Source organism: Enterobacter sp. Crenshaw (assembly GCF_024734705.1).
Lineage (GTDB): Bacteria > Pseudomonadota > Gammaproteobacteria > Enterobacterales > Enterobacteriaceae > Enterobacter > Enterobacter asburiae_B.
The window spans coordinates 2,237,334-2,253,879 of sequence record NZ_CP102932.1; the positions used below are offsets into that span (position 1 = coordinate 2,237,334).

A 16,546-nucleotide genomic window follows, 5' to 3' on the forward strand; every position below is an offset into this window, starting at 1 on the left:
ACGCCGCGGGGAGCGATCCCCGCGGCCTTTTGCGTTTCTTTACATGAATAGCCATAACCCTATATTTCACATGATTATTTTGCGGGCTCGTTTAGAAAGTGTTCGATTTTTAATCATTCCGTAAAGGTATCATTTCAGTGCGAAATTACCGCTCTGGACAGGACGTAGCATTATGAAGACACATCCACAGTACGAACCCTGGCTGCAGGGCATGCTCATCATCGCGAAGCACTACCGGCTGGATTTCTCAGCGGAGCATGTTCGGGTCACGATTAACCATGAAAGCCAGTCTCCGCGCCAGCTGGTGCTGGAGGAGATGGCGCGCCAGCTTGGTCTGGGGATGCGTATGGTGGCGGCTGAAGCGGTATCCCTCGATCCGTGGCGCCTGCCGCTGCTGGCGGAATTCACCGGTGGACAAATCGCGGTCATTAACCGCATGGACAGCGAAGGCAATGTCAGCCTGCAGTTTAGCGGCGACGCGGGGCTGGAGACGACGCTGACGCGTGACGAACTCGGGGCGCGGTTAAAAGGGCTGATGGTGTTGCGCCCGCTCGAATCCACGCCGGATGCCCGCGTGGACGACTACATCAAACCCTATGAGAAAAACTGGTTCTGGCAGCTGGCGCTGAAGGACTGGCGACGCTACAGCGACATTATGCTGGTGGCGCTGGTTGCCAACGTGCTGGCGCTCTCCGGCATGGTCTTCTCCATGCAGGTGTACGACAGGGTGGTACCGTCGCAGTCGGAAGCCACGCTGTGGGTCCTGTTTGGCGGCGTGATGATTGCCATCGTGTTCGAATTCATCATGCGCATGCTGCGCGTGCATATTTCTGACGTGGTGGGGAAGCGCGCCGACCTGCGTATCTCTGAACGCGTGTTTGCCCACGCGCTGCGGATTAAAAACGGCGCACGCTCCAAATCCACCGGATCCTTTATCGCCCAGATCCGCGAGCTGGAGTCGGTGCGCGAGCTCATTACCTCGACCACCATTGCGGCGATTTCCGATCTGCCGTTCTTCCTGCTGTTCGTCTTTATTCTGTGGATGATTGGCGGGCCGCTGGTGCTGGTGGTCCTGCTCGCCGTGCCGCTGCTGCTCATCCCCGGCCTGCTGGTGCAGCGCCCGCTGGGGAAACTCTCCAGCGAAGGGATGCGTGAATCCGCCATCCGTAACGCCACCCTGGTGGAAGCGGTGCAGGGCATTGAAGACATCAAGCTGATGCGCGCCGAGCAGCGTTTCCAGAACCAGTGGAATAATACCAACGACGTCGCCGCCAGCGTCGGCATGAAGCAGCGCTGGCTGACGGGCCTGCTGCTCACCTGGACGCAGGAGGTGCAGTCCATCGTCTACGCGGTTGTACTGCTGGTGGGCTGTTACCTGGTCATCAGCGGCGACATGACTACCGGTGCGCTGGTGGGAACCTCGATTCTGGCGTCGCGCACCATCGCGCCGCTGTCGCAGATCTCAGGCGTGCTTTCGCGCTGGCAGTCGGCAAAGGTGGCCCGCAAGGGGCTGGACGACCTCATGCAGCGCCCGATTGACGATCCGCAGCACGGCAAGAAGGTGCACAAAGCCCACCTGCGCGGCGACTATGCGCTTGAGGACGTCGGGTTTTATTACGACGAGGAAGAAAAACTCACCGTGCTCAACATCAGCAAGCTGCAGATCCGCGCCGGAGAGCGTGTGGCGGTGCTCGGGCGCAACGGCTCCGGTAAAAGCACGCTGCTGCAGCTGCTGGCGGGCATGCAGGAGCCGCAGCAGGGCAGCATCCTGCTCGACGATATTGCCCTCAATCATCTGGACCCGGCAGACGTGCGTCGCGACATGCAGCTGCTCAGCCAGCAGGCCCGGCTGTTCTTTGGCTCCGTGCGGGACAACATCCTGATGGGGAACCCGTTAGCCACCGACGATGAGATTCATCAGGCGCTGGTTAACAGCGGCGCGCTGGAGTTTGTGCGCAAGCAGAAAATGGGGCTGAACTACATCATCAACGAGGGCGGGGCTGGCCTCTCCGGCGGACAGCGTCAGGCGCTGCTGCTGGCGCGAGCCCTGATTACCTCGCCGACTATCCTGCTGCTGGATGAGCCTACCGCCTGGCTGGACGAAATGAGCGAGAAGCAGTTTATTCAGCATCTTCACAAATGGCTGGGTAAACGCCGGACGCTGGTCGTGGCGACGCATCGCCTGCCGATCCTGGACCTGGTCGACCGCATCATCGTGCTGGAAAACGGTAAGGTGGTGATGGACGGCCCGCGCGATGCGATCCTGCATCAGCACGGCATGGCGCCGCAGAAAGCCGCGCAGCGCACCGTGACCATGAAGCCGGCGGCGGTTGCAGAGGAGGGCGCGGCATGAATGATTTCTCTCGTTTCAATAGCCGACTGAAGGAGCCACGCCTGCCGCGCTCGTCGCTGGTGGCATGGTCCCTGTTCGCCCTGCTGGCGGTGTTTATCGCCTGGGCAAGCCTGTTCCATCTGGATGAAGTGACGACCGGCAGCGGCAAGGTCATACCGTCTTCGCATGAGCAGGTCATCCAGTCCCTGGAAGGCGGCATCATTCACAGCCTGATGGTGCGTGAAGGCGACATCGTGGAACGCGGGCAGCAGCTCGCGCAGCTTGACCGGACAAAAACCGAGTCGAGCGTGCTGGAGAGCGAGTCTCGCCTGAATGCGGCGCTGGCAACCGCTGCGCGCCTGAAGGCCGAGGTGAACGACACGGAGCTCGCGTTCCCGGACGAGCTGGATGACGACGTTGAGCTGGTCAAACAGGAAACGGCGCTCTACCAGTCCCGTCGTGAAAGCCTCGAAAAAGGGCTGGCCGGGTTGCGTCAGGGCGCCGAGCTGGTGCAGCGCGAGCTGTCGTTAACTCGTCCTCTGGTGACCCAGGGGGCGGCCAGCAAGGTTGAGGTGTTACGTCTTGAGCGTCAAAAAAATGAGCTTGAGAACAAAATCACCGAGATGAAAAACCAGTATTACGTTCGCGCCCGTGAAGAGCTGGCAAAAGCCAATGCGGAGATTGAGGCCCAGCGTTCGGTGATGAAAGGGCGTGAGGACTCCCTGACCCGGCTGACCTTCAATGCCCCGGTTCGCGGGATCGTGAAGGATATTGACGTCACGACCGTGGGAGGCGTTATTCCGCCGAACGGCAAGCTGATGAGCCTTGTCCCGCTTGACGATCAGATGGTGGTCGAAGCGAAAATCTCGCCGCGCGATGTGGCGTTTATCCATCCCGGCCAGAAAGCGCTGGTGAAAATTACGGCCTATGACTACTCCATTTACGGCGGGCTGGAAGGGGAAGTGACCATGATTTCGCCGGACACCCTGCAGGATGAGGTGAAAAGGGATGTCTACTACTATCGCGTCTATATCCGTACCGACAGTAACCATCTGACCAATAAGCAGGGTCAGGAATTTCCGGTCTTTCCGGGCATGATTGCCACCGTTGATATTAAAACCGGCAGCAAAACCATTCTGGATTATCTGTTGAAACCGCTGAACAAGGCGAAAGAGGCGCTGCGGGAACGATAGGGGAATGGCGTTCGGAACTCCGAACGCCTGCTGGATTATACGGTTGACGTCACGTTGTGAGCGTGGCGTCGCTCTTTAGGCACAACGTTGATGTAATGCGTAACATACGCAAAATATAAACCGGCATAATTTTCGACAAGGTCGATAAACGCCGGGTATATCGACATCCGACCATCACCACGATCTTTAAGATAACCCGCCTCTTGTGCCGATTTGATAATTCGGTTGACGTGGATGCGCGAAACAAAAAATTCCTTTGCGAGCGTGCTGGCTGAATAGTCAATGACCGCACCGTGAGCGGATTTATTTTTCATGGCCTGCAGATAGATATAAAGCATAATCATACGGCCGCCATCTTTATCGATAAATAACCCCACCTCAGGCAACACCTTTCTGAACGTTAATCCCCGAAAAAGATATTCAGCCGCGCGGCGGAAAAAGTTGTTTCTCAAAATATCATTATCCAGCAGGTTAACATTAATATTAAATGCCGGATAAAGAATGCTGACGGGCAAAAAAGCGCCGGACATATAGCGCTTAAGTTCATTGAGTCCTTTTTCGGTTGGCGCGATTCTCGTTTTGCGTCGGTCATCCGTGCAGCGCCAGGTCCTGATGCGCCCGGTGGTTCTCAGTATCGTAATGATCGCAATCACGCTGTTGGGGCTGGCTATTTTATAGCGAGAGCATAACTCTTTAATCTCTGAAACTGACTCGGCCTGATTTCCAAAAATAAAACAACACATGGAGAGGATAATGTTAAACCGTGATTCCTGCAGCATTGTCTTGTAGAACAAAGGTTGTTTTTTGTAGATGGTGTCATTAATTGTGTAGTGCTCTAATATTGCCTCACCGAATCGCGGATTGTTCTTTATAACATCCCTTCGATGTAGCAAGGCCCTGGATGAGATGTGATTATCCATAGCATTTTTCTCGTATTTGAATGAGCCGATAGATGAAGTGTCCACTCTTCTTTTTCGGAATTTTCATTATACCCTGAGAATAAGATATTTGCCGTTGTTATTTGCAAAGAAAAGTATATTTAAACGACGGTGATTAACGCAAAGATGTTCCTGTGAGTTCTGCGGATAACTGTTTCTTACCCTGAGGCTGTACTGTAAAATTAATGTTTATAACAGGTGCGTTAAATTTTACGTATTCACAAATGGAAATGGTGCCTCAGTGCCCAGGAGCAGTTTATGACCCACACAATTTCTCTCAGAAATGAGGCGTGCGATGAACATAAATTTGTCATCTCCGCCTGCGGTTTTACGTTCCAGGGATATCGTCTGATCCTTAACCAGTACGGAATACAGGCTTCGCATATTCACTTTGACGGGGATGAGGTATCCCAACAGGATCTTGAAAATATCCTTATAAATCAGAGTGCTCATATTGTGGTGTTTCTCGGAAAAGGTATCGTCAGTCTCCTGGAGAGCCTGAAGAGACTGGCGTCCGTACTCAATGCACTTCCCGTTATTCGACGCGTCACCCTGTATGGCGACCTGCCGGATGGCTGGCTATATCGCACCCTGGGCACGCTTTTAAATAATAGCTATCAATTATCATTGATTCGACTGGCCCGCGTTTCAGATGTCATAACCTGTATTCATACACACCATCATGTTTTTAAAGATCGTTCGTACGTATTACGCGATCGCTACAAGGATAATTCTTCGCAAGAAACCGTAAAGTGGCTAACAAAAAGAGAAATTGACGTTTTATTAAATTTCTACCGCGGCATGTCCGTAAAAGAAATGTGCGACGAAATGGGGCTTTCTAATAAAACGGTTTATACCCACCGTAAGGAAGGCGTGCTGAAATTACGCTTAATTAAGCGGTGGTTACACGATTCGCACAATTTCAGCGCGGAAAGACGTATCAAGCGGCGGAGCCAACATACGGATTTTACGGATAAAGAATCAGAAATTTTTAATGCATTATATAAAAAAGAGATCTTCCCCGCTTATCAGATCATTACCGATCGTGACAAAAAGGGCGTAGGCTTTGAGATACTGATCCGCTGGAATAAAAACGGTAAAATTGTCAAGCCGGCCAGTTTTCTCACGGATATTTCAAATCATGAAATATGGTTGAAAATAACGGCGTTAGTCATCCATGCCGCCGTGTCAGGGATTAATAAGTATAATGGAAAATACTATTTTTCTGTGAATATTCCGCCTCGTCTGGCTTCCGGAAATGCATTGCCTGATATGGCAAAGAAAGCTATCGACATGCTGCTCAAGCCGCAGTGGGCCGAGAAGCTGGTCTTTGAATTTGCTGAAGATATTGACGTGACGAAGGACAAAAGGATCCCAGAAACCATGCGGCATTTGCGTAATACGGGGTGTCGATTGTTTCTGGATGACTGCTTCTCTAACCATCAAACCATGTTCCCGGTGCGGCAGGTGCATTTTGATGGACTCAAGCTGGATCGCGACATCGTTGAGCATTTTGTGGCAAACGACAATGACTATAACCTGATTAAAGCGATACAGATTTATAGCGACATGACCGGTACGGACTGTATTGCCGAGGGGGTTGATAGTGAAGAAAAGTTTGAAAAATTAGTCGCGCTGGGCGTCAAAAACTTTCAGGGGTATTATTTATCGCGTGCCGTGAAAGAGGAGGAGTTAGACCGCATGGTCAGAATGTTTAGCTAAGAAAAATAAAGCCCCGAAGGGCCTTTTATTATTTTCGACCCAGCAGAAGGCCGAGAACAATACCGACCGCACCCGCTGCGACGAGGCCGGTGAGGGGGTTATTTCTGACAGCTTCAGTGACGTCGGAAACGGCATCGCTGGCCTGCGCGGCATATTTTCTGGCCGCACCTTTTACCTGATGCTTTGGTGAATCAACGAATTCACCAAACTGCTGCTGCGCTGAACCTGTAAGCTCGTCAAATTTATTTTTAGCTTTATCTTCAGCAAACTGGGTGTTTTTATCAGTACCGAAATCAGACATTTTTGCCTCCTTTTGTTGATTATTAAAGGATAGCCGCTCTTTGTGGATGTGGGAGACGTTAGGCTAAATTCGGTACACGTCAGGGCTGTTTTCGGATATATCTCTATACCGGGAGCCCGTTATTTTTCATTGTCATCCTGACCGTAATACAGTTTCCCTATGCGAATCAGCGGGCGGCCCTGAGACTTACGATGCAGGTTACTGTCCCTGAGCGAATAAACGCACCCGCAGTATTCCTGCTGGTAAAACTGCTCCCGCTTGCTGATCTCAATCATGCGAGAGGAGCCGCCCTGTTTACGCCAGTTATAGTCCCAGTAAACCATACCCGGATAGCGCGCGGCAGCACGCTGGCCGCAGTCATTTATCTGCTGCATGTTTTTCCAGCGTGAGATCCCCAGCGAGCTGCTGATGACGCGGAATCCATTTTCTGCCGCATAGAGCGCCGTACGCTCGAAACGCATATCGAAGCACATGGTGCAGCGGACGCCGCGCTCGGGTTCCCATTCCATGCCTTTCGCGCGCTCAAACCAGTTATCGGTATCGTAATCGGCATCAACAAACGGCACGCCGTGTTTTTCCGCAAAGCGAATATTCTCCTCCTTACGAATGAGGTATTCCTTTTGTGGATGGATATTGGGGTTGTAGAAGAAAATCGTGTAGTCAATCCCCGAAGCCTGGATAGCCTCCATCACTTCACCCGAGCAGGGGGCGCAGCAGGAGTGCAACAGCAGCCTGTCGGCACCGTCTGGCAGGGAAAGTTGTGGTCGGATAAAAGGGGCTGTCGTCATGGCGTTCTGCAATATGTTTATGAAATTTATGGAAGGGTAGCATAAATTCATCATCTGTTGAGACGGGATCAAGGCAGGACAGAGCGACCCCGCGGGGCGGGATCATCTCGGGTACCACGTGTCGTTATTCGGCAAATTTCAGCAGCGCGTCGCCATCAAGACGATAGCGAACCCATTCGGACTGCGGCAGCGCGCCTATGCTCAGGTAAAAATCAATCGCGGGCTGGTTCCAGTCCAGCACGCTCCATTCAAGGCGGCCGCACTGACGTTTTACCGCGAGCTGCGCGATATGTTTCAGCAGCGCTCTTCCCGCGCCTTTACCGCGATACTCCGGGGATACGTACAGGTCTTCCATGTAAATCCCGTTGCGTCCGAGCCAGGTCGAATAGCTGGTGAAGAACACGGCATAGCCGGCAGTCTTGCCTTCACACTCAGCGATCAACGCTTCGGTTTTTGTGCCTGCGCCAAAGAGCGTTTCGCGGATCTCCTCCGGCGTGGTAACCACTTCTTCCGGCGCTTTTTCATACACCGCCAGCTCGTAGATCATGGCGTATATCGCCGCCGCATCTTCGGGGCGGGCCTGACGAATGGTGATGCTCATTATTTTCCCTGTGTTTTAGCCTGTGTTTCGATTGATGGCGTTAAGCATACGGAGTATTGTCCGAAGAATTAAGTGCAATGAAATCAACAAAAGATGAATATTATGCATCCGGTACTGAGGCGTCTTGATTTAAACCTGCTGCCCGTTTTCGACGCGATTTACCGCCATCGTTCCGTTCGGCTGGCCGCTGACGAGCTGGCGATGAGCACATCGGCACTGAGCCATGCGCTGTCGCGTTTGCGCATCACCCTTAATGACCCGCTCTTTTTTCGCGAAGGGCATCGCATGTCCCCCAGCGTGTATGCCTCTCAGCTGGCGCCTTCCATTGCTTCCGCATTGTCGTTCCTCAATCATGAGCTGACCCCGCAGCCGGAGTTTGACCCGGCCAGCAGTACCGAAAGCTTACAAATTGGGATTACGGACTTTACCGCGCTGTGCATTTTCCCGGCGCTGATGCACAAACTGCAGCTTGCGGCCCCGGGCTTGCGTTTCGAATTGCGCTATCTCCCGCACAGCCCGGCGCTGACGGAACTGCTGGCGGGCGAAGTGGATCTCGCGCTGGGGTTCAGCACTCAGGATGATATCCGGCTCCCGGAACTGGAAGAGATCGCCTGGTTTGAAGATGAGTATGTGGTTATTAGCAACGCGCGCCGGACGCGTCTGACGCTGGAGGAGTATCTCGCGGCCCGACACCTGGTGGTGACGCCATGGAATGAAAAGCAGGGCGTTCTGGACGTGCGGCTCGAACAGCTGGGATATACACGACAAATCGCGATCAAAACGCCGTCGATGTTGAGCGCGCCGTTTATCGTTGCCGAAAGCGACCTGCTGATGGCAATCCCCCGTTTTGCCGCTGAGAAGCTGGCTGCGGCAGCGGACCTGAGGATTTTTCCTTTACCGTTTTCGATACGCACGTTTGAAGTGAAAATTTACTCGCATAAACGCAGCGGCCAGCGGGGGGCGACCCGCTGGCTTAAGGAGGAGCTGCAAACGCTGGCACAGGCGCTTCATTCCGGGCTGTCCGGCTCCCAGGAAAGGATGTCGCCGGGTTGACACTGCAGCGCTTCGCAAATTTTCGCCAGCGTATCAAAACGTATCCCTTTAACCTTGCCGGACTTGAGCAGCGACAGGTTTTGCTCCGTGATCCCCACAAAGGCAGCCAGGGCTCTGGACGTCATTTTCTTTTCTACCAGCATTTTGTCCAGATGAACCACGACAGCCATAATCAGATGAACTCCTTATTTTCTTCTTCCGCTTTGATCCCTTCGACCAGGGAGTGAAACGTTACCAGCAGCAAACCGCCGGTTAATAACAGAACAAAATCCCCAAGCAAAAGGGTGACCTGGTAGTAATGTCCCGGCCACGCGATCGTGAGAGGGATCAAAAAGCGACAGACCGGCAGCGCGATCCCAAGGCTTAGCATTGCGATTGCAATGTTGCGAACGCTGTTCGCCAGGGCCCGGGAGAGGATCTGCTTTTGACGAACCTGTCGCGTGACGCTCATTCCCTGCCAGATAGCGAAGGCAAACAGCCCCGCCGGGAGATAAAGGATCGCCAGCAGGAGTATCTGGCGTAGCGGCGAAACCGTCGAAACCGCCAGATCGTCATTCTGAACCTCAGCGAGCTTTAGCAGAGTGGAAATGAAAAACGACTCGCCGGTGAAATAAATCCACAAAGGGGTGATTAAAACCAGGATGAGAAATAGCGGCAGCACCCCTGCGATGAGCACCAGACTGAGTTTATCCCTCGCACCATTCACGTCGAACCTTCCTGAATATTTCATATTATTTTAAGACCAGCATGCTCAAGCATGACATAAGCATCAGCGCGATGGCAATCTTGCCACCGTTCAGACAGTTAGCGCCGCGTTTCATCCACGGTTTTGGCCACACGTGATACACGCTAATGGCGAGATAAGAGGCCTGAATCACCCAGGTGAGCATTCTGAAAAAGTAACCTGAACTGTTCAGATGGGTGATGGTCTGCATCATCTCCATGCTATAGAGAATGATTCCGACGGTCAGCATTGTGTTCACCAGCCGAAGTTTATACCGCGCGGCCCAGGCTCCGCACGTAAACAGCAGGGCCGAGACGAAGGTCAGTATCGCCCAGAGAATATCAATCCAGTTCATGATGCGCCTCTGCTGCCTGATATGGCTGGGCTAACAGCAGCCGTATGGCCGGGACAACCACCGGCCACGCGGTGTCGGAAAGGATCACCACGGCGCTTTTACGCTGTCGGTCGAAGGCAATAGCGGAAGCAAACCCTGACGATTCACCATCATGCCAGGTGATATCGCGCCCCTGAATGCGCGTGGTGAACCAGCCATAGCCTACGCGTGAATCGGGATCGTCAGTCGCAAACTGTGGCGTCATTGCGTCGCTCCATGCGAGCTTTCCTTCCAGCAGCGACTGCGCGTAATGGGCCATGTCGACAATGGTTGAGCGCACGCCTGCGGCAGGGGCAAACGCGTGCATGACCCACGGCGCTTCGCTCAGGCCGGAAGCGGACCGACCGCGGCTGAATGCGAAAGAGGCGGGCATCGTATCGCTGGCGACGACGGAGTCTGTCATATGCGCCTGAGCGAAAATTCGCGTTTGCAGGAGATGAGCAAAGGATTGATGCGATGCACGCGCCAGCGCCAGTCCCAGCAGCGCGTAGCCGGTGTTGGAATAGTCAAATTCAGCCGGGCGTTCGACGCTGGCTTTATTCACCATCTCTATTAATGTCTCCTCATCGAAGTTCCAGATATTGTCACGCAGGATGATGCTTTTAATGACCTGAACTTTCTCGGGTAACGACGTCGCCAGCGGCGGCAGGCCGGAGCGGTGCGAAGCCAGCTGCGCCAGGGTAATATCGCTCGCCAGGCCCGCTATCTCCGGAATAAGTTCACCGACGCGGGTTTGTGGCGCCGCTTCGCCGCGTCGCTGCGCCTCAATCAGCAGGCTGCTGGTCATGGTTTTGGTCAGGCTGGCGATTTCATACTGTTTCGTAAAATCGCTGTCCCACAGAGCGTACTGCACGCCTTTCGGCGTAATGAATGCGACGGCAACGCTGCCTCGCGCACCGCTGAGTAATGGCGTCAGGAACGAGACTATGGTTGCATCTCCCGTCTGGCGCGGGGACGGAGTGCTGACGCCCGGCTGCAGGTAGATGCCTGCAGCAATCAGCGACACAAAAACCACCCCTGCGGCTAAGAGTCGCCTGCGGCTGTACACATACCGTTTATTCATGGTTTTCGCCTCAGAACTCGTACTGGATCATGGATGACAGGGTGTACTGTATGCGGCTTTTCACCAGCGGGCTCTGACCCGCTTCATCAATCAGACAGGCTGCGCGGCCGGCCACCCCAGCCGCCAGATTTTCGCTGATGTGCCAGACCAGTTCGCTATCGACCCCAGCTTCCTGCAAACCCGATGAGGGTGAATATGCCTCAAACCCAGTGCGCTGAGACTGGTTCGCGGTGACGCCATAATGGCGCTGCTGATAGCCGCCGTTCGCCCAGGTGATGTCACCTGCGACCGAAAACTCGACGTCCTGCCCGCGCCAGAGGGTGGACTTTACGCCGCTGTTCACGGTCCTCGCCTGCGGCTGCGTCTCGCCACCGTACCGGTGTTTTTGCGTAGCGCTTAACGCCCGCAGCCATATCGTCCAGTCCTCGCGGTGATAACGCATCTCCGCGCCAGCCATCAGCATGTCGGACATATCGCCCATTCCCTGCAGGTCGCGGTTTTTTCGGGCGGAGAAGGGATAGTTAACTGTCTCTTTTCGCCCCTCATCAGAGGCCAGCAGCAGGCTCACGGCAAACGGGGCGTCGGGGCTATATGTCCATGCAAGACCTTCCGTAGAGAGATCCCACTGCCCATAGTCTTTACTCTTCAGACTCAGGCCGCCTTTAAGTAGCGGCCCGGGCGCGTAATGCTGCGATCCCGAATAAACGGGGCTGACCGCGACGCCCAGTCCCGCGTAACCGGACAGATCCGCACTGCGTGCGGGGGCGCAAAGCGCGATCCCCGCGAGCGAAACGCCATACAGCAGACTTCTTTTCATTCGATGCCTCTCCTGGCAAAGGGTAAGTTGAAGTGCGTGCAGGCTAGCCTGGAGATTATCGTAAAACAATAAACATTTATTGTTTTACACTAAAGTTGGTAGGGTTGTTCAAGCGCTCACGATAAAAAGAGATGCGGCCGGGGAGGAAAGTACAATATCGTAACTCTATGATTAAACGTGTAGTTCGCAGGAACACCGTCGCGACAGGACGATAAATGATTGATGACATTCGTTGTGAACAAGGGCTCGTCAATGCCGGGTAAATTATGAAAACACAAATGCCAGGACATATGTCCTGGCATGACACAAGAAAAGAGAGATTAGGGGGACGTTATACTTGCGGCATATCGTTGTGCGGCAGCAATCGCCCTGTCGTCAAAAATATACTGTTCAAAATGATGGCTCGCATCGGTGACGCGATATATTTTCCACTTACCGTCTTCATTGCGCAGATACACGTTTAACTGCAGCTTCTGCTCATGACCCACACCCAGCTCGACGTTAACAAGTTTTCCGGACGCAGAGTTTATCGCGTTGCTTACGCTTAGGTCAGGGATCCACTCCGCGGCATAGTCTTGCGTATAGGTAAAATAGTCGGAACCGATAATTTCCTGCTCATAGAGAGAGAAAATTCTCTGCAGTCGGAAGAGCGTGTCTCGCGCGATATACTCACGCATTTTTGGGGAATCGAGATTATCTTCTTTGCTGTCTGTAACGAAAGCCGTGAGGTAAAACGTATAAAAGTCATGAGTGCGTTTTTCCGGCGTATCCATCTGTGTTGCACATCCTGTCAGTAACAGGCACATCAAAAGAACGTTACGCATCAGCTTTTCCTGTAAATTTTGTAAGCAGGGCGTGCGGAGCGATATCCCGGACCACCCCACATATCTCTTTGTCTGAAATCAGAGTACCAGGTTGTACCGTCATAAATCGCCATGTGACCTGCCGGATTTTCTCCCTGCCATAGTTTTTTGCATTGGGTGCATTTCCAATATCCGCGCCACCTGCTCGTATTGCCCTGCGAGTAAATTCACCACAGCGTTTTTGCGATGAAATGCCGGCACTCTGGCGTGCATGCAGGGCCGCAGCGTATTTGTTCCATGCCATGTATTAACTCCTGTTGGATATTAAAACGCCACTAAACAACGAGAGCTTCATTTTGGTTAGGCAAATAATGTTATTAAATAATTATATATTTCAGTAAGTTATTTATTGCTACATTTAATTTTCCTGGTTGATGAGCTGCAGTAGATGCGCTGTTGTTGCAAGCTGAAATGGAAGGTTTACATCGCCAGGTAAGTAAAATACCATACCCCCCTATAGTATCAGGAGGGCGTATGCCGCATTCACCCGAAGATAAAAAACGTATTCTTACTCGCGTCCGCCGCATTCGGGGCCAGGTTGATGCCCTTGAACGCGCGCTTGAGTCGGGCGACCCCTGTCTGGCCATTCTGCAGCAAATCGCCGCCGTGCGCGGGGCTGCCAATGGCCTGATGGGCGAAATGGTTGAAATTCACCTCAAAGATGAGCTGGTGACGGGGGAAACCACGCCGGATCAGCGAGCCGTACGCATGGCGGAAGTCGGCCATTTGCTGCGCTCTTATCTAAAATAAACCCACACACCTGACAAAAAGAGAAGACATGATGAAATCTCGCGCTGCAGTTGCATTTGGTCCCGGCCAGCCGCTGAAAATCGTTGAAATCGACGTGGCACCGCCGAAGAAAGGCGAAGTGCTGATCAAAATCACCCATACCGGCGTGTGCCATACCGATGCGTTTACGCTCTCCGGTGACGATCCGGAAGGCGTCTTCCCGGCGGTGCTGGGTCATGAAGGCGGCGGGATTGTGGTGGAAGTGGGCGAGGGCGTGACCAGCCTGAAGCCTGGCGATCACGTTATCCCGCTGTACACCGCGGAATGCGGCGAGTGTAAGTTCTGTAAATCCGGTAAAACCAACCTCTGCCAGGCGGTTCGCGCCACTCAGGGGAAAGGGCTGATGCCGGACGGTACCACCCGTTTCTCCTATAACGGCGAGCCTGTTTACCACTACATGGGCACCAGCACCTTCAGCGAGTACACCGTTTGCGCGGAAATTTCCCTGGCGAAGGTGAACCCGCAGGCGCCGCTGGATAAAGTCTGCCTGCTGGGCTGCGGCGTGACCACCGGTATTGGCGCGGTGCATAACACGGCAAAAGTCAAAGAGGGCGACACCGTGGCGGTGTTCGGTCTCGGCGGCATTGGTCTGGCGGTGATTCAGGGCGCGGTGCAGGCGAAGGCCGGGCGTATCATCGCGGTCGACACCAACCCGGAGAAATTCAGGCTGGCGGGTGAAATGGGCGCGACCGATTTCGTGAACCCGAAAGATCACGAAAAACCGATTCAGGACGTCATCGTTGAGATGACCGACGGCGGCGTTGACTTCAGCTTCGAATGTATCGGCAACGTGAACGTGATGCGTTCCGCACTCGAATGCTGCCACAAAGGCTGGGGCGAGAGCATCATCATTGGCGTGGCCGGAGCGGGCCAGGAGATTAAAACCCGTCCGTTCCAGCTGGTCACCGGTCGCGTATGGCGCGGTTCCGCGTTTGGCGGCGTGAAGGGCCGTACCCAGCTTCCGGGTATGGTTGAAGATGCTATGGTCGGCAAGATTCAGCTCGACCCGTTCATTACCCACCGTTTGCCGCTGGAGCAGATCAACGACGCGTTCGATCTGATGCACGAAGGAAAATCCATCCGTACCGTCATTCATTTCGGCGACAAGTAACTCTTCTGCCAGCGGTTTTTCGCCGCTGGCGTTTCTTTAATAATCTTCTCTAAAGTGTGACCAGTGCGGCGTTTTTAGCCGTAATCTAAATCTCTGCCGTGCCGATGACTATTTAACAGGCGTGTTTTTACGCATCTTACCTACAAGAGAGTCGACGGTCATGGACAACACTACTTCGATGCAGGCGCAGCGCAAGCTGGGCTTCTTGCATCACATCAGGCTGGTTCCGCTGTTTTCCTCCATTCTCGGTGGCATTATTCTTCTGTTCGCCTTGAGCTCGGGTCTGGCGGGGTATTTCCTGCTGCAGGCCGATAACGATCAGCAGGATGTCACATCCGAAATTCAGGTGCGTATGGGGCTGTCGAACAGCTCAAACCATCTGCGTACCGCGCGTATCAATCTGATCCACGCCGGTGCTGCAAGCCGCATCGCGGAGATGGATGCGATGAAGCAGAACATCAGCGAGGCAGAAACGCGCATTAAGCAGTCCCAGGAGAGCTTTACCGCCTATATGAATCGTGCCGTGCGTACCGCTGAGGGTGCAGCGCTGGATGAGGATCTCAAGGCGCGGTACGACGCCTATATCGCGGGCATGCAGCCGATGGTGAAATTCGCCAAAAACGGCATGTTCGAAGCGATTATCAACCACGAAAACGAAACGGCGCGTCCGCTGGATGACGCTTACAACGCCGTGCTGCTGAAGGCGATTAAGATCCGTACCGAGCGTGCCAATGCGCTGACGGCCCAGGCGCACAGCCGCACGCAGCTGGGCCTGATGTTTATGGTGGGCGCGTTTGCGCTGGCGCTGGTGCTTACGGCGATGACCTTTGTCGTGCTGCGCCGCACGGTAATCAATCCTTTGCAGCGTGCAGCGAAACGTATCGAGAATATCGCCAAAGGCGACCTGACGATGCCGGACGACGTGGCCGGGCGCAGCGAAATTGGCCTCCTGACGCGCGATCTGCAAACCATGCAGCACTCGCTTGAAAACACGGTGGGCACCGTACGTCAGGGGGCGGAAGAGATCTACCGCGGCACCAGCGAGATTTCCGCCGGTAACACCGATCTCTCTTCGCGTACCGAACAGCAGGCTGCGGCCATTGAGCAAACCGCCGCAAGCATGGAACAGCTTACCGCGACGGTGAAACAGAACGCCGATAACGCCCATCATGCCAGCAAGCTGGCGGAAGATGCCTCCGGGAAAGCCAGCCGCGGCGGCCAGATGGTCTCCGGCGTGGTCAAAACCATGGGCAATATCTCCACCAGTTCGAAAAAAATCTCCGAGATCACCGCCGTCATCAACAGCATTGCGTTCCAGACCAATATCCTGGCGCTTAACGCGGCGGTAGAAGCGGCGCGGGCGGGCGAGCAGGGGCGCGGGTTTGCCGTGGTGGCAAGCGAAGTCCGAACCCTTGCAAGCCGCAGTGCGAATGCCGCAAAAGAGATCGAAAGCCTGATTAACGAATCGGTCTCGCTGATCGACCAGGGCTCCGGTGAGGTTGTGGCTGCCGGTAACACCATGAATGAAATCGTCGAAGCGGTTAAACGCGTGACCGACATCATGCTGGAGATTGCCGCCGCGTCCGATGAGCAGAGCCGCGGTATCGTGCAGGTGAGCCAGGCGATTTCTGAGATGGATAAAGTGACCCAGCAGAACGCCTCGCTGGTGGAAGAAGCCTCTGCGGCCGCCGCGTCTCTGGAAGAACAGGGCGCGCGTTTGACCGAGGCGGTCGGCGCGTTTCGTCTGAGCAGTACAAAGCCAGGCCGCGTGGTGACGTCTGCGCCAGTGGCGAAGAACGCGCCGTTGCGTCCGGCGGCGACGGTTTCCGGGGATAACTGGGAAACGTTCTGAGTCGC

17 protein-coding genes and 1 pseudogene are annotated in these 16,546 nt (G+C 54.3%); 7 read left to right on the plus strand and 11 right to left on the minus strand.

Going from position 1 to position 16,546, the window contains the following annotated elements; translation table 11 throughout:
- Positions 1–172 precede the first annotated feature (172 nt).
- Together NWV12_RS10715 and NWV12_RS10720 are read left to right on the plus strand one after the other, a co-directional pair.
- Positions 173–2,353: a type I secretion system permease/ATPase gene (locus tag NWV12_RS10715; protein WP_023311647.1), complete on the plus strand. Its 2,181-nt coding sequence runs from the start codon at positions 173–175 to the stop codon at positions 2,351–2,353.
- Entirely contained in the window at positions 2,350–3,525 is a 1,176-nt protein-coding gene (locus NWV12_RS10720; RefSeq protein ID WP_048978818.1) for an HlyD family type I secretion periplasmic adaptor subunit, read from the plus strand. The genes NWV12_RS10715 and NWV12_RS10720 overlap by 4 nt, the downstream gene beginning before the upstream one ends.
- 35 nt (positions 3,526–3,560) lie before the next feature.
- Here NWV12_RS10720 and NWV12_RS10725 read toward each other — a convergent pair whose 3' ends face one another.
- Complete coding sequence (locus NWV12_RS10725; protein WP_032668361.1) at positions 3,561–4,445, minus strand: hypothetical protein; 885 nt, start codon at positions 4,443–4,445, stop codon at positions 3,561–3,563.
- Positions 4,446–4,721: 276 nt separating this feature from the next.
- On the opposite strand from NWV12_RS10725, the gene NWV12_RS10730 reads away from it, so the two are divergent.
- Entirely contained in the window at positions 4,722–6,185 is a 1,464-nt protein-coding gene (locus NWV12_RS10730; protein WP_048978817.1) for an EAL domain-containing protein, read from the plus strand.
- Positions 6,186–6,213: 28 nt separating this feature from the next.
- Here the strand turns inward: NWV12_RS10730 and NWV12_RS10735 are convergent, their stop codons facing one another.
- From NWV12_RS10735 to NWV12_RS10745, 3 genes are all read right to left on the minus strand, one after another.
- Positions 6,214–6,486: a YqjD family protein gene (locus NWV12_RS10735; protein ID WP_033145484.1), complete on the minus strand. Its 273-nt coding sequence runs from the start codon at positions 6,484–6,486 to the stop codon at positions 6,214–6,216.
- Positions 6,487–6,605: 119 nt separating this feature from the next.
- Complete coding sequence (locus NWV12_RS10740) at positions 6,606–7,274, minus strand: epoxyqueuosine reductase QueH (RefSeq protein ID WP_045142955.1); 669 nt, start codon at positions 7,272–7,274, stop codon at positions 6,606–6,608.
- A gap of 124 nt (positions 7,275–7,398) precedes the next feature.
- Positions 7,399–7,875, minus strand: coding sequence for a GNAT family N-acetyltransferase (locus tag NWV12_RS10745; protein WP_033145486.1), 477 nt, complete (start codon positions 7,873–7,875; stop codon positions 7,399–7,401).
- Positions 7,876–7,968: 93 nt separating this feature from the next.
- Between NWV12_RS10745 and NWV12_RS10750 the strand changes: the two genes are divergently transcribed.
- A complete protein-coding gene (locus NWV12_RS10750) occupies positions 7,969–8,928 on the plus strand; it encodes a LysR family transcriptional regulator (protein WP_048978816.1) in 960 nt (319 codons plus the stop codon).
- Here NWV12_RS10750 and NWV12_RS10755 read toward each other — a convergent pair.
- From NWV12_RS10755 to NWV12_RS10785, 7 genes and pseudogenes are all read right to left on the minus strand, one after another.
- On the minus strand, positions 8,883–9,098 hold the full coding sequence (locus NWV12_RS10755; protein WP_024908393.1) for a helix-turn-helix transcriptional regulator: 216 nt from the start codon (positions 9,096–9,098) through the stop codon (positions 8,883–8,885). The two genes, NWV12_RS10750 and NWV12_RS10755, sit on opposite strands and share 46 nt — an antisense overlap.
- 2 nt (positions 9,099–9,100) lie before the next feature.
- Entirely contained in the window at positions 9,101–9,634 is a 534-nt protein-coding gene (locus NWV12_RS10760) for a DUF2975 domain-containing protein (protein WP_096149881.1), read from the minus strand.
- Positions 9,635–9,659: 25 nt separating this feature from the next.
- Positions 9,660–10,007, minus strand: a complete 348-nt coding sequence (locus tag NWV12_RS10765) for a hypothetical protein (RefSeq protein ID WP_048978814.1) — start codon at positions 10,005–10,007, stop codon at positions 9,660–9,662.
- On the minus strand, positions 9,994–11,109 hold the full coding sequence (locus tag NWV12_RS10770; protein WP_048978813.1) for a serine hydrolase: 1,116 nt from the start codon (positions 11,107–11,109) through the stop codon (positions 9,994–9,996). The genes NWV12_RS10765 and NWV12_RS10770 overlap by 14 nt, the downstream gene beginning before the upstream one ends.
- Before the next feature lie 10 nt (positions 11,110–11,119).
- Entirely contained in the window at positions 11,120–11,926 is an 807-nt protein-coding gene (locus tag NWV12_RS10775; protein WP_048978812.1) for a MipA/OmpV family protein, read from the minus strand.
- Positions 11,927–12,246: 320 nt separating this feature from the next.
- Positions 12,247–12,750: a YbjP/YqhG family protein gene (locus tag NWV12_RS10780; protein ID WP_047061850.1), complete on the minus strand. Its 504-nt coding sequence runs from the start codon at positions 12,748–12,750 to the stop codon at positions 12,247–12,249.
- A pseudogene (locus tag NWV12_RS10785) lies at positions 12,750–13,033 on the minus strand (hypothetical protein). The gene NWV12_RS10780 and the pseudogene NWV12_RS10785 overlap by 1 nt, the downstream one beginning before the upstream one ends.
- A 230-nt stretch (positions 13,034–13,263) precedes the next feature.
- Here NWV12_RS10785 and NWV12_RS10790 point away from each other — a divergent pair.
- The 3 genes from NWV12_RS10790 (at position 13,264) to NWV12_RS10800 (ending at position 16,541) form a co-directional block, all read left to right on the plus strand.
- Positions 13,264–13,539, plus strand: a complete 276-nt coding sequence (locus NWV12_RS10790; RefSeq protein ID WP_003857256.1) for a metal/formaldehyde-sensitive transcriptional repressor — start codon at positions 13,264–13,266, stop codon at positions 13,537–13,539.
- A 31-nt stretch (positions 13,540–13,570) separates the two neighbouring features.
- Positions 13,571–14,689: an S-(hydroxymethyl)glutathione dehydrogenase/class III alcohol dehydrogenase gene (locus NWV12_RS10795; RefSeq protein ID WP_033146534.1), complete on the plus strand. Its 1,119-nt coding sequence runs from the start codon at positions 13,571–13,573 to the stop codon at positions 14,687–14,689.
- Between the two features lie 160 nt (positions 14,690–14,849).
- A complete protein-coding gene (locus NWV12_RS10800; protein ID WP_048978810.1) occupies positions 14,850–16,541 on the plus strand; it encodes a methyl-accepting chemotaxis protein in 1,692 nt (563 codons plus the stop codon).
- Positions 16,542–16,546 lie beyond the last annotated feature (5 nt).

Excerpts from the sequence above, each read along its gene's own strand:
- NWV12_RS10715 (WP_023311647.1), top strand. The coding sequence starts at position 173 with ATGAAGACACATCCACAGTACGAACCCTGGCTGCAGGGCATGCTCATC.
- NWV12_RS10720 (WP_048978818.1), top strand. The coding sequence starts at position 2,350 with ATGAATGATTTCTCTCGTTTCAATAGCCGACTGAAGGAGCCACGCCTG.
- NWV12_RS10725 (WP_032668361.1), bottom strand. The coding sequence starts at position 4,445 with ATGGATAATCACATCTCATCCAGGGCCTTGCTACATCGAAGGGATGTT.
- NWV12_RS10730 (WP_048978817.1), top strand. The coding sequence starts at position 4,722 with ATGACCCACACAATTTCTCTCAGAAATGAGGCGTGCGATGAACATAAA.
- NWV12_RS10735 (WP_033145484.1), bottom strand. The coding sequence starts at position 6,486 with ATGTCTGATTTCGGTACTGATAAAAACACCCAGTTTGCTGAAGATAAA.
- NWV12_RS10740 (WP_045142955.1), bottom strand. The coding sequence starts at position 7,274 with ATGACGACAGCCCCTTTTATCCGACCACAACTTTCCCTGCCAGACGGT.
- NWV12_RS10745 (WP_033145486.1), bottom strand. The coding sequence starts at position 7,875 with ATGAGCATCACCATTCGTCAGGCCCGCCCCGAAGATGCGGCGGCGATA.
- NWV12_RS10750 (WP_048978816.1), top strand. The coding sequence starts at position 7,969 with ATGAATATTATGCATCCGGTACTGAGGCGTCTTGATTTAAACCTGCTG.
- NWV12_RS10755 (WP_024908393.1), bottom strand. The coding sequence starts at position 9,098 with ATGGCTGTCGTGGTTCATCTGGACAAAATGCTGGTAGAAAAGAAAATG.
- NWV12_RS10765 (WP_048978814.1), bottom strand. The coding sequence starts at position 10,007 with ATGAACTGGATTGATATTCTCTGGGCGATACTGACCTTCGTCTCGGCC.
- NWV12_RS10770 (WP_048978813.1), bottom strand. The coding sequence starts at position 11,109 with ATGAATAAACGGTATGTGTACAGCCGCAGGCGACTCTTAGCCGCAGGG.
- NWV12_RS10775 (WP_048978812.1), bottom strand. The coding sequence starts at position 11,926 with ATGAAAAGAAGTCTGCTGTATGGCGTTTCGCTCGCGGGGATCGCGCTT.
- NWV12_RS10780 (WP_047061850.1), bottom strand. The coding sequence starts at position 12,750 with ATGCGTAACGTTCTTTTGATGTGCCTGTTACTGACAGGATGTGCAACA.
- NWV12_RS10790 (WP_003857256.1), top strand. The coding sequence starts at position 13,264 with ATGCCGCATTCACCCGAAGATAAAAAACGTATTCTTACTCGCGTCCGC.
- NWV12_RS10795 (WP_033146534.1), top strand. The coding sequence starts at position 13,571 with ATGAAATCTCGCGCTGCAGTTGCATTTGGTCCCGGCCAGCCGCTGAAA.
- NWV12_RS10800 (WP_048978810.1), top strand. The coding sequence starts at position 14,850 with ATGGACAACACTACTTCGATGCAGGCGCAGCGCAAGCTGGGCTTCTTG.